General features: G+C 33.7%; 11 protein-coding genes and 1 other RNA gene. 8 read left to right on the top strand and 4 right to left on the bottom strand.

All coding sequences use genetic code 11. The annotated features are described in order from the left end of the window. Positions 1-67: 67 nt before the first annotated feature. Genes ASC84_RS15195 through ASC84_RS15185 form a run of 3 tightly spaced genes read left to right on the top strand, consistent with a single transcriptional unit; the run spans position 68 to position 3,124 of the window. Complete coding sequence (locus tag ASC84_RS15195) at positions 68-1,036, top strand: hypothetical protein (RefSeq protein WP_056516216.1); 969 nt, start codon at positions 68-70, stop codon at positions 1,034-1,036. A 10-nt stretch (positions 1,037-1,046) separates the two neighbouring features. Next, on the top strand, positions 1,047-1,901 hold the full coding sequence (gene murI, locus ASC84_RS15190) for a glutamate racemase (RefSeq protein WP_056516213.1): 855 nt from the start codon (positions 1,047-1,049) through the stop codon (positions 1,899-1,901). 8 nt (positions 1,902-1,909) lie between these two features. Beyond that, positions 1,910-3,124, top strand: a complete 1,215-nt coding sequence (locus tag ASC84_RS15185) for an MFS transporter (RefSeq protein ID WP_056516210.1) — start codon at positions 1,910-1,912, stop codon at positions 3,122-3,124. A 1,030-nt stretch (positions 3,125-4,154) separates the two neighbouring features. Here ASC84_RS15185 and ASC84_RS15180 read toward each other — a convergent pair. Beyond that, positions 4,155-4,919, bottom strand: a complete 765-nt coding sequence (locus tag ASC84_RS15180; protein ID WP_056516207.1) for a trypsin-like peptidase domain-containing protein — start codon at positions 4,917-4,919, stop codon at positions 4,155-4,157. Between the two features lie 728 nt (positions 4,920-5,647). On the opposite strand from ASC84_RS15180, the gene ASC84_RS15170 reads away from it, so the two are divergent. After that, on the top strand, positions 5,648-6,628 hold the full coding sequence (locus tag ASC84_RS15170) for an AraC family transcriptional regulator (RefSeq protein ID WP_227515161.1): 981 nt from the start codon (positions 5,648-5,650) through the stop codon (positions 6,626-6,628). 642 nt (positions 6,629-7,270) lie between these two features. On the opposite strand, the gene ssrS is transcribed toward ASC84_RS15170, so the two are convergent. From ssrS to ASC84_RS15160, 3 genes are all read right to left on the bottom strand, one after another. Further along, a non-coding RNA gene (gene ssrS, locus ASC84_RS22435) (6S RNA) lies at positions 7,271-7,452 on the bottom strand. Between the two features lie 100 nt (positions 7,453-7,552). Further along, complete coding sequence (locus ASC84_RS15165; RefSeq protein ID WP_056516198.1) at positions 7,553-7,837, bottom strand: cell division protein ZapA; 285 nt, start codon at positions 7,835-7,837, stop codon at positions 7,553-7,555. A gap of 2 nt (positions 7,838-7,839) precedes the next feature. Further along, a complete protein-coding gene (locus ASC84_RS15160) occupies positions 7,840-8,391 on the bottom strand; it encodes a hypothetical protein (protein ID WP_004722081.1) in 552 nt (183 codons plus the stop codon). Between the two features lie 64 nt (positions 8,392-8,455). Here ASC84_RS15160 and ASC84_RS15155 point away from each other — a divergent pair, with 64 nt between their 5' ends. The 4 genes from ASC84_RS15155 to ASC84_RS22430 all read left to right on the top strand — a co-directional run bounded on the left by ASC84_RS15155 (position 8,456) and on the right by ASC84_RS22430 (position 11,573). After that, a complete protein-coding gene (locus ASC84_RS15155; RefSeq protein WP_004819950.1) occupies positions 8,456-9,088 on the top strand; it encodes a UPF0149 family protein in 633 nt (210 codons plus the stop codon). A 323-nt stretch (positions 9,089-9,411) separates the two neighbouring features. Then, positions 9,412-10,734: a Xaa-Pro aminopeptidase gene (gene pepP / locus ASC84_RS15150; protein ID WP_056516197.1), complete on the top strand. Its 1,323-nt coding sequence runs from the start codon at positions 9,412-9,414 to the stop codon at positions 10,732-10,734. A 26-nt stretch (positions 10,735-10,760) separates the two neighbouring features. Further along, the gene (locus ASC84_RS15145) at positions 10,761-11,324 is read left to right on the top strand and encodes a GNAT family N-acetyltransferase (RefSeq protein ID WP_056516195.1); all 564 of its coding nucleotides are present in this window, start codon (positions 10,761-10,763) and stop codon (positions 11,322-11,324) included. Between the two features lie 90 nt (positions 11,325-11,414). After that, the gene (locus ASC84_RS22430) at positions 11,415-11,573 is read left to right on the top strand and encodes a winged helix-turn-helix transcriptional regulator (RefSeq protein WP_081409375.1); all 159 of its coding nucleotides are present in this window, start codon (positions 11,415-11,417) and stop codon (positions 11,571-11,573) included. The last annotated feature ends 181 nt before the right edge of the window (positions 11,574-11,754 follow it).

Below are 11,754 nucleotides of genomic sequence, written 5' to 3'. Positions count from 1 at the left end.
CAAATATTATTACAGTCAATTGACCTTACATTAAGTAAGAATAATTAAAGTAAAGAGGGTTAAAAAAATGACAATTGTAAAAACAATTTCACCAAACAAAGAAGAGTCTATTCAGATTAAACAGCTATTAGACCATATTATTAACGATTGTAAATTAACTGATCAATATCAGTTCTTAGAACAAGCGCCTATATTTTCACATGAATTACCGCGATCACTGCGCGAAGAGCTTTATAAGTTTAAGCGCCATGAAAGTTATGCTGCATTGCATATATCTAATAATCCTGTCTTAAGTCAGGAGCAACCTACGCCAACTAAACTTATTGAATTGGAGCAAGGTTATCAACTTAATGATGCCAAAATTCTATTAGGTCTATATGGCTCATTATTAGGTGAAGGTATTGGATTTACTTCACAGCGTGGAGGGAGTGTATACAATAACATTATCCCTTTTAAAGAACTTCAAAATGTTGCGAATTCAAGTAGTGGATCAAATCAAGATTTTGGATTCCATGTTGAAGATGCATTCCACCCCTCGCGTGCTGAATTTCTAGGTTTAGTATGTATGCGCAACGAAGAGCAAGCTCCAACTACGGTATCTTGTATTGATGGTATTCAGCTAACAGACCAAGAAAAAGATATTCTTTTCCAAGATCGCTTCTTTATTTCACACAATCCTATTCATGAGGCTGTAGATGTTATTGAAGAAGATGCACAAGCGATCCTTTTCGGTTCACGAGATAATCCATACATACGTATCAATGCTGCATCATTAAAACTTGATAAAAATAATCAAGAGGAAATTAATGCGGTGAATAAAGTTTTAGATCATTTAGTGGCAAATAAAAATGCGGTGGTTCTAGGTGCAACTGATTGTATTTTTGTAGATAACTTTCGTTGTGCACATGCACGTGATAAGTATGAACCGTTTTTTGGTGATAATGCACGCTGGTTGGCACGAGTAGTTTTTGCTTCTGATCTTAAAAAATCTCGTGGCTTACGGGCAACAAATAGTAGCAGATCAATTGTTGCATGAGGCTACTGCCATGAAAAGCAACGTTTTTTATAATGATGATAACATCTTTTTTTACAATTCAGCTGGAATGTCGATCTCTCATCATGAGAGCTCAACCCCTAAGATTCTTGTATTTGATTCTGGTGTTGGTGGGTTATCAATCTCAAAGCATTTAGAGGCAAAGTTTCACAATGCGGATATTATCTATATTGCTGATAGCGAGTTCTTTCCTTATGGAAATAAGGACGTTTTAGTACTAAAGGATCGTGTGACAAAGCTGATTAAGCAGGCGATTAAGGTATTTAAGCCAATTGGATTTATAGTGGCCTGTAACACTGCTTCAACACTAGTTTCTGATGATTTTATTAACAACTTACATATTCCATGCATGCGAATACTGCCTCCTATAAAGGAGGCATTTAGCCTATCAAAATGCAAAAATGTATTATTAATTGCTACCCCAAATACCATTGAAAGCCAATATGTGAAAAATGAATCCAATGAGTTAAATGGCAGTGATTATATTTTTCATAAAGTTGGTGTGGCAGAGTTGGTTAAATTTGCGGAAAAAAAATCGAGAAATGAAGTTGTGACAGTTGATGATATTCACAAGTTACTCTTAAAAGATTTATCACAAGCAGAGATTGAGAAAATAGATGTTGTTATTTTAGGTTGTACTCATTTTCCAAGCCTTCAATTGGAATTGAAAAATATATTATCTAACGTTACTCATTGGGTGGATCCCGCTTTCAAAATCGTAAATCAACTTCATGAAAACCTATATGGCAAATTATCTAATCCGAATAAAGGTAAATTTGTGTTTTGCACCTCTATTATGGATGATGAACATTTTCATAGGCCATATTTTAATAACGGGTTTCAATAGGATGACAAGTGGATAATACTTCTCTTGATAAATATAAATGGGCAATATTAATTGTTGCCACGATAACACAAGCTTGCGCATGTTTTTTTGTGCAAGGTCTTGGTGCAATTGCTCCTATTCTGCAAGAAGATTTAAATCTATCTTCTTTGCAGATAGGTTTATTGGTTTCTTCAGCACAATTAGCCCCATTAGCAGGATTGTTAATCGCGGGAGAGCTTTTGGATCGTTACAATGAGCGTTATGTCGTTAGTATCGGAGTCTTCTTGGTGGGCTTCACTCTACTATTAACTACCTTCTTTAATAGTTACTTTTCTTTGTTGATTTTACTTTTTTTACTTGGTTTTGGATATAGCTCAGCACAACCGGGTGGCGCAAAAGCTGTTTCAACTTGGTTTCCAAAAAATCAACTGGGTTTGGCAATGGGAATTAGGCAGGCTGGTTTACCCTTGGGTGGAGCTTTAGCTAGTTTAACGTTGCCATTCTTTGCTATTCGATATGGCTGGCATGGCGCATTTATTTTCGCAGGCTGTGTAACAATTTTTGGAGCTGCACTTTTCTTCTTCTTCTATAAAGAAAAAACAGAGCGGAAGATTGTTAAAAAAGAGATCAACTTACTGAGTACAATTAAGTCGCGATTAGTGATGTTTAAAGAGCCATGGATGTTTAATATTATGCTATCTGGGGCTTTTTTGACTTCTGTGCAATATAGCATTGTAGTTTATATGATTTCCTACTTTTATATGGATATGAAATTTACTACGGAGTTCAGCTCTTTGTTGCTATTTATCTGTTTGACGTTCGGTGTAGTGGGCCGTATTGTTCTAGCGTCATGGAGCGATAGATCAAAAACTAATAGATATATTCAAGTGTTATGTTGCATTGGGTTTTCGGTACTAGGTTTGCTAGTATTTCTAATTTTCAATTTTGAAAATAAATACATTTTAATGGCGCTAATGGCATGGCTTGGTTTTTTTGCTGTTGGCTGGTATGGACCATGGGTGTCATACATTGCGGATACAGCGCCTAAAGATAAATTAGGCTTTGCCTTAGGTCTAGCTATGACAGCAAATCAACTTGCCGTAGTGTTGGTTGTTCCACTAATTGGCTTCAGTAATGACATATTTGGTGGGTATATTATTAGTTGGGGCATATTAATAGCCGTGGGAACCCTAACTTTCTTAAACACCCTAAGAAGAAATCGCATTGTCCTAGAAACCTCATAAATATCTAGGTTTTTTTTAAGGCAAAAAGTTTCCTATCATGGAGGCTTTTTGTTATGCATAGCAATTCAGAAAATTAAAATTGAGCAATGGTTGATGAGTAAAAAGCTTTAATAGCATGGTCAAAAAATCAACCATGATGGTTATTAAAAGGTAATAACAAAGTATGTATTATGACCATGCTGTAAGGGCGCATCTCTTTCTAAATTCAAAGATGTAACAAATGTGAAAGTTCCTTTCAACTATAACAATTTCCATTTTGGTTGGTTTTCTAATTTTTATCTCTTCATCTACTAATTATGAGTATTAAAGAAGCAGTACAATAGTAGACCAAAAATAGAGTGCTAAATATGGCTTAATATTGTTGATTTTTATAAGATTATTATTTTTTTAAATTTATAAATGTAGTTATTGTTTTTTCTTATTGTTGAATGTTGCTACATTTCACATAAGTTTTAGAATTCTAATTTATTACTCATGTTGCTATGCATTCCCGTGTTGTTTATGTATATTTATCAATTGCTTGCCAGTATTTACTTGCGCTGATTCAATTTCAAATCATTCAGTTGAATAAACAAGAGCTTTATATTGCCGATCTGACTGCTTCATTGAATTTTACAATATTTATAAGGCAACCAATCAAATATATCCAAGCATCTATGAAATGTTTTTAAGAGAAATGGAGACCTACATGAACAGCGGGCTGGTTGGTTGAATAGTACGTGTATATAGGCTTTAGAGGCTATATTGTAGAAAAAGTAAATTGATTGGACATGCTTATAGATTTGCACAAGATTACAATCTGAATGAGGTGAGAAGGAGATTAGCGTGGTGATTCTGTAAATGAAGTGGAATCACTGAGTAAAGTATTGCTCATAGTGATATTCTCGCAAGTTACTTTACAGTAATTGCGCAATGGTAAAAGCAGCTGATGCAGAAAAACTGATTGAAGCGAGGCCCTCTTACTGAAGGCCATTAGTACAACGATTATAAAGTCTCTCATATTTAATTAAACAAATAGATTTAAATAAAATTATGTTCTAGTTGTGGCAGATGGTGCAAGATGGTGCAAGATGGTTTGTTCAATATACTCTGAAAAAATACACTCTCCTAAATTCAATGGTGTGTTATCGTCATTTCTTATTTTTGCGCCACAAAGTAATCCAGCTAGATAATAACTATTATCTTTTTGATTCTTAAGGCAAATAGGGCTTCCACTTGCACCCTTAAAAATTTGAGAATCAATGAGAAATTTAGTCTCATTATTTTTATTAAGATAAATAGGACTAGCCGTTACTCCTCTTCTTGCAATAGGATAAAAATGTTTCAAATGATTGTTTGACTGAAACGGGTATCCAACGGTTAATATTTCTTCAATAGCTGAAAAATTATTAAGATCATTTCTATGTAAAAAATCCTTATTACACAAAGACGTATAAAAACAAAATTCACCGTTACTTTTACTGGCTTTTTCAATAGGTGTGAAATTCATAATAGCAATATCAATTGATTCATCAGGATGAAATAACCAGCCATTTTCCCAGTTATTTGTAGGAATATGGATGTTGAAAACATATCCATCAAGTATTTCCTTATTAGGAAAGGGATATTTTGAAGCTAATAAAGTCATATCACCAGAAGAAGAATTCGAAACAACATGTTTGTTAGTAATAATAAATGTAAACCTGGATTTATTTGATGATGTATATTCAAAAAAGAATCCAGTTCCTTGTGTTATATTCCCACATATTGAAACTACAGAATAATAAAGTCGATTTTCAAAAGTATTTAAATTCATAATGTCTATTTTGTGTGCGAGTTAATTAGTATAATAAAATTTTCATAGTTTAATTTTTTTGATTTTTCAATTATTTTAGAAACATCATCTTTACTAAACTTTTGTCTTCTTGCAGAACAAACAAAAGAACATAATATTACAAACCTAGGTTCTCCTATGCGAGGCTTAAAGTGCCTGATATATTTTGGCGGGTTGAATAAGTTCATGTCAATCTCCAAATTGGAAATAATATAATTAAAAGTAAAAAATTTCTTGTCATTTTTTTTATAAATTAGCATTTTATTCATTAAGTTGATGGTATAAAATGATAATAAAAAAATCGCAAAATGATAATTATTTAATAAAATAAAAACGATAATTATGTCTGTTGTTGTTGTGTTTTTGATGAGAATGCATTTTTTAATATTTTGATATATAGATTTTGGTAATTAATACAATGTGTTGTTGTTTATATTTCTATTGATTCAATAATGAGTTTTAATTTATTTGTGGTAATTGATTAATAATGTTTTTAATTATTGCGGTTGGAATATTTTTTTAAATAATTGAATATTTGGTTGTTGTGAGTTTAATAGTGTGAAGATAATTCTTTGTAAGTCGGGATTTGGTGTAAAAAATATTTTTTAATTTTTGGATTGTAAATTAAAAATAAATTTAATAATTTAAAAATATAGTCATTTTTAAAATATAACATAAGTAAGATGCGGTTAGGAGAGTATTGCTATTTTATGAAATCAGTTACAAGTGGTTTGATTAATCTGTTAGTTTTTTTTTCTTTTAAGAATGGATTGAAAATTGATGCTATAAATTCAAGATATAATATCGATGAACGAATTCCTCTTTCGGAATGCCTATTTCTCTTAGAGAAAATAGAAGCAGAGATGCCCTGTGATGCTCTTGGTTTGGAAATAGCAAAATTAGTTCAACCATCTAACCTCGGTATATTAGGATATATTGTGCTAACTTGTGACAGCTTGTTAGAAGCTTTGCCATTATTTTTAAAATATCAAAGATTATGTTATGACTTTATGAATGTGGATGCAAGAGTTTCGAATAACGAAATAATTATAAGTTGGGGATTTGATTCTAATTGTAAATTTGGACAGACATTAGATGAAACAATGATTGTTATTCTTTTAAATTTCACTAATGAATTGATTAGCCCTTGTAATTTAAGAATGAATAGAGTTGAATTTATTTCTGAGAAGCCTAAAAATATAAAACCATATACTAATTTTTTTGATTGTCCTGTTGAGTTTAATAAGAAGAAAAATAGTATTTATTTTCCTATAAGTAATTTGGAATTTAAAATTGATAAAGCAGACCCATATTTAAATAAAATACTGAATAATCAGGCTGAAATGTTATTGCGTGAATTACCTGAGTTCGATTCTTTTGATGAATTAGTTCGAAAGGAAATGATAAAATCAATTCTTCAAGGTAATATTAATATTGATAATATTTCAAGAAAAATTGGTATGTCATCGAGAAAATTTCAATCTAAATTAAAAGAAAATGGTTATACTTTTAGAGAAAGGCTTAATAAAGTTCGAAGGGATCTTGCTTTTGAATATTTGGAAGACAATAGTTTAAGTATTCTAGATATATCTATATTACTCTCATATCGTGAGCAAACTTCATTTATCCGAGCTTTTAAAGATTGGACTGGTTCTAGCCCACTCCAGTATCGGAAAAAGCTTCTTAAATAATTTACTCTTAATGAGTTTTAATTGATTTTAAAATTTATTGATGCCAGTCAACAAAAGCATTTCTAGTGAATTTTTGGTTTTATGTACAATCTATTTTTAATTAATTTTTTGATAAAACTGATCAAACCTTGTTTCCAATCATATTCATAGCTTTTCTAAAATCATCAAAGCTTACTTGAATATAGCCATTTCTCGCATTGTCCTTAGAATTTTTTCTGCATTAGGATCACTACCTTTTGAAATCATAAGCAAGTATTATTGGGCTTTTTCTCTTGCTTGAGCAACAGTTTAGATAGGATGTGTACCAATCGTGACACGACAAGTACGACCATCAGGCAGCTTTTGCTCAGCAATATATGATTTAGAATTTTTGGTAATATGTAAAGTAAAAGCCTATACTTTTTTCATCTTTATAGAATGTTGTTTTTAATGGTGAAAATGGAAGAGAGTCTACAAAGGTTTTAGTAATCTTGTGTCTAGTATAGTCATAATAACGCGCTAACAGGGCAGTATTAAGCAATCATATACAATAATCACGACATCTCTAGGAGCTACATGAAGGCTACAATGATAAGAAAAATGATTTATTTCGATAGGTAAGACAGATTAAAACCACATAAATTATTGTTATTCTTTAAAATAAAACACTCCAGAGATGCCGCTGCATGGTCGTTACCCTGAACCCGATGAGTTCAAGGTGGACGCGACGTACACTTAATGGGTTTCCCACTCAAGGTGGGCATACACTCAAAATATACAGAACACATCCATAAGTTTAAGTATCGGCAGGGGAATAGACGTACTGGCGAACACCCTAGAGTTATATTAAGTATACATAATTTGGGGATTGTGGCAAATCACCAATGCTCATAATTTATAAATACAGCATAAAAAAACCAATCAATTGCACGAAAAAAAAGCGGTTTATCCCGCTTTTTCAACATCTTCTAACATGGTCGCTAATAAACGTTCGCATTGTGCATATTCTTGTAACGATTTATTCATGCCTAAAACTTCTTGCATCAATTCTAAAGCCACCATGATCACCAATTTATTATGTTCAACATTGGGGGCTTTACGGCGAAATTCTTGAAACTTTTCATTTAAAAGTCGACCAGCACGTTCGAGTTCTGGTTGCTTATCTGTTGTGGTGCCTAAACGGAAACTTTGTTCGATTAAGCGTAATTCTACAGTCACATGTTCAGACATACTCATACTTCCTCATTAGATTCTGATGGATGAGCAAGCTGTTGGATTTCTTGCGCATGATGATCTTGTTCAGTCCCTAAAATCGAAAGACGTTGAATAATGGCTTCCACTTTTGTTTTGGCATGTTCATTTTTTTGAATTAAACGTTCACGCTCATCTTGAAGACCTTTGATGTCTTGTAAGTGATGGCGCTGCTCATTTGCCATTTTTTCTTTAACCACACGTAATTCATTACGTTCAGCCAAAATTTCCTGAAAACGATTTTTTAAATCGGTACAGCTTTTTTCCAAACGCCCATAACGCTCAGCTAAAGATGTGGCATCTGTATTGAGCTGTTGAAACTGATTTTGTAACTGAGAGAGTTGCTCAGTGAGCGTATCAATTTCATCTTGTTTTTGGGTGATAATGCTATTTTTATGGCTGATTTGGGCATGAGATTGCTCTTCGCTGTTATCCTTTTCTTTTAACAGCGATGCATTTTCTTTCTCAACAGTTTCAATTCGTGTTTTTAAAACACCAATATGCGTCTGTAGACGCTGTAATTGTTCTAACATAACGGGTCGCACAGATTTGCAATCAAAGGTAATATATACAGAAGTATAGAGATTGGATAAACGAATGCAAGACGATATTTCAGGTTGGTCAGATTGGAATCAAAATTTTGAGGGGATTGAGGAAATTTCAAGCCCGAGTGAGTTACATGGCTTACTGACAGGTATAGTTTGTGTTACTGAAGTTCCGACTCGAGATGAATGGTTACAAATTTTATCTACGCTTGATGTGCCAAAATTAGACGATGAAGCGCTTGCGCTATTGTCTGATGAAGCTGAGGACGTATCACATGCACTTTCAGACGATGATTTAGACTATCTTCCAATGCTTCCAGATGATGAGCATACATTGGCTGAGCGTGTGCAATCACTGGCAGATTGGTGTGCAGGGGTTGTACTTGGCTTTGGATTGGCTTCTGGTCATATTCGCGCAGATGAACAAGAGCTCATTGAAAGTTTACAAGATGTTGCATCTGTTGAGTTTGATGAATCAGATGACGATGATGAGGGTGAAGCAAGCTATCTTGAATTGTATGAATTTGTACGCTTGATCCCTGTGTCATTATCAATGGGACGAAAAAAAGTTCCAGTGTCAGAAAGTCCTTTATTGCAAAATTTTCATAGCAAAATGAAACAAGCAATTGATGCTTCTGAAAGTAACAATGTTGTAGAGATGTTTACTCCACATCGCCCAAGCTAAAACTAAGAAAAAAAGCTAAGAAACTTAAACTTTAGAACATTCATGTTTGATGAGTAGTCGGTTTTACAGCTCCCTTTTCAGTGCTTTGCTATTCACTTTGAAACATTGAGGTTGAATTAAAGTAGCGGCGCAAAGGGTTAAATTGTTTTAGTCTGGATTGATTCTTTTGTTCTATTGTCGCGATTTAGCGCAGAACAAGAGAAATAATAAAATTATTTTAAAATATGCAAATATTGAGTCATCAGTATTTGCATTCATCTAAGTGTAATTGTAAGTTAAAGCTTCTTCCAAATTAATCATCTGAAATACAAGCTGAATAGAGAATGAAATTAACTCAAGCAGATTTTCAGGAACGTCGTGACCGCCTCGCTGAGCAAATGGGTCCCAATAGCATTGCAATTATCTCAACCAGTCCAGAAGTCATGCGTAACCGAGATGCTGATTATAAGTTTCGTGCGGACAGTAGCTTTTTCTATTTAACTGGTTTTGCAGAGCCACAAGCAGTTGCAGTCATAGAAACAGATGAAACTGGTGAGGAATATATCTATAGTTTGTTCTGTCGTGAACGTAATCGTGAGATGGAAATCTGGAATGGTTACCGTGCTGGAATTGACGGTGCAGTCGATGATTATGAAGCAGATGAAGCTTATGCGATTGATCTGCTTGACGAAGAAATTATTGCTAAAATTTTAAATAAAGAAAAATTATTTTATCGTATCGGTCAACGTGCAGATTTTGATGCCAAGGTCAGTACTTGGATCACCAAAGCCAATGAATCTGGACGTGGTTTTGGCGTTCCAGCGCAGTTGATTCAACTTGATCAAATTTTAGATGAAATGCGTTTGCATAAGTCGGTTCAAGAAATTGAATTAATGCAAATCGCCTCAAATATCAGTGCAGATGCGCATACGTGTGCCATGCAAAAAGTTCATCCTGAGATGATGGAATATGCTTTAGAAGCTGAGTTGAATTATATCTTTGGTCAGAGTGGCTGTGTTCCTGCTTATAACAGTATTGTGGGTGGTGGGAAAAATGGCTGTATTTTACATTATGTTGAGAACAACCAACCCTTAAAAGATGGTGATTTGGTGTTGATCGATGCGGCGGCTGAGTATGAATGCTATGCCTCAGACATCACCCGTACTTTTCCTGTAAATGGTAAGTTTAGCCCTGAACAAAAAGCGCTATATCAAATTATTTTAGATGCACAAATTGCTGCGATTGATGCAATTGAAATCGGTCATTCTTATAAAGAACCGCATAATGTTGCAGTACGGATTATGGTAGAAGGTTTGGTCAACCTTGGCATTATGCAAGGTGATGTTGATCAAATTATTGAATCTGAACGCTATCGTCAGTTTTATATGCATGGTACAGGGCATTGGCTCGGTATGGATGTGCATGATGTTGGCGCATATAAAGATGAAAATGGTCAATGGCGTAGCTATGAGCAGGGTATGGTTGTTACTGTAGAACCAGGTTTATATATTGCACCTGATGATGAAACAGTGGATGCAAAATGGCGTGGTATTGGTATCCGGATTGAAGATGATGTGGTTGCAACTGAACAGGGTCCTGTAGTCTTGACCAAAAATGTTGTGAAATCGATTGAAGATATTGAAGCGTTGATGGCAAAGTCAGTATAAGTTTTTAATTTGAAAGGTGAGTATGTATGGATACTTACACCGTTTTAGCTAAGCCAGTAGAAACAAATCGTTTGATTCTACGCAAGTTTGTTGAAGGTGATGAAATTTCACTTTTTCATGAGTATTGCGGAGACAGGGAGTCTTCGAAATACTTACAAAGGCGACCACATGTCAATATCGAGCAAACCAAGTGTATGTTTGAAAATTGGAGTGGTACAAAATGGGAAAATAATGATAAAGATTTTGCTTGGATTATTGGCGAGCGCAAAACTAATTTAGCCATGGGGCTTGTGATGTTTATTCACAAAGGAGATCACGGTGAAATTCATTTTGGGCTTGGAAGTAAATTTCAAGGGCAAGGCTTTATGAGAGAGGCAATCACTGCTGTCATTGTCTATTTAAAAAATAACAGTAGGCTTAAAAGAATTGAGACTTTTTGTGATGCAGAAAATGTGAAATCACGAAACGTTCTGATTGAAACAGGATTTACTGAAACGACCTTGTTAAAGCATTGGGCTATATTTCCAGCTTTGGGAGATAATAAGAGAGATTGTCTAGGTTTTATGATTGAAATAAATAAAAATATTTAAATAGAAATAAGAGTAAATCATAGTAATAAGTATGAGAATCAGTTTTATTTCAACTTTTTAAATTAAATTTTTATTTAAAATAAATGGGTTATAGAAAGAAATGTCTATGAGGGAAAACCTGTAAAAGTTGAATATTCGCTGACAGAAGAAGGCCAGTATCTCGATCGATTTATACTCATGTGTCGAGAGTATGGTGAATGGATAAGAGAAAGAGAAACGATGCGAGATAGTTTTAATCACTGTTTATGAAATGTTACATCTTTTTTAAATTGATTATGGGCATATTGTAAAAAGTTAAGCTTTATAAATGCTAAAAAACTCATTTTTAATCCTAAGCTACTCTCTGTACAGTCTGGCTTTTAAAAATATTCCTCATGCAAATCGCAATTTTTTTATTTATGCGTTTCAGTGGGGAGTCCTCGATTTAAAT

The sequence above is a fragment of the Acinetobacter sp. Root1280 genome (assembly GCF_001425285.1).
Classification (GTDB): Bacteria; Pseudomonadota; Gammaproteobacteria; order Pseudomonadales; family Moraxellaceae; genus Acinetobacter; species Acinetobacter guillouiae.
The sequence above is the reverse complement of the archived record's forward strand: the minus strand, read 5'-3'. Positions and strand labels throughout refer to the sequence as shown.

Bases quoted from the DNA above. Each gene is read 5' to 3' on its own strand.
- ASC84_RS15160 (WP_004722081.1), bottom strand. From the start codon at position 8,391: ATGTTAGAACAATTACAGCGTCTACAGACGCATATTGGTGTTTTAAAA.
- ASC84_RS15195 (WP_056516216.1), top strand. From the start codon at position 68: ATGACAATTGTAAAAACAATTTCACCAAACAAAGAAGAGTCTATTCAG.
- ASC84_RS15165 (WP_056516198.1), bottom strand. From the start codon at position 7,837: ATGTCTGAACATGTGACTGTAGAATTACGCTTAATCGAACAAAGTTTC.
- murI (WP_056516213.1), top strand. From the start codon at position 1,047: ATGAAAAGCAACGTTTTTTATAATGATGATAACATCTTTTTTTACAAT.
- ASC84_RS15155 (WP_004819950.1), top strand. From the start codon at position 8,456: ATGCAAGACGATATTTCAGGTTGGTCAGATTGGAATCAAAATTTTGAG.
- ASC84_RS15170 (WP_227515161.1), top strand. From the start codon at position 5,648: ATGAAATCAGTTACAAGTGGTTTGATTAATCTGTTAGTTTTTTTTTCT.
- pepP (WP_056516197.1), top strand. From the start codon at position 9,412: ATGAAATTAACTCAAGCAGATTTTCAGGAACGTCGTGACCGCCTCGCT.
- ASC84_RS15145 (WP_056516195.1), top strand. From the start codon at position 10,761: ATGGATACTTACACCGTTTTAGCTAAGCCAGTAGAAACAAATCGTTTG.
- ASC84_RS15180 (WP_056516207.1), bottom strand. From the start codon at position 4,919: ATGAATTTAAATACTTTTGAAAATCGACTTTATTATTCTGTAGTTTCA.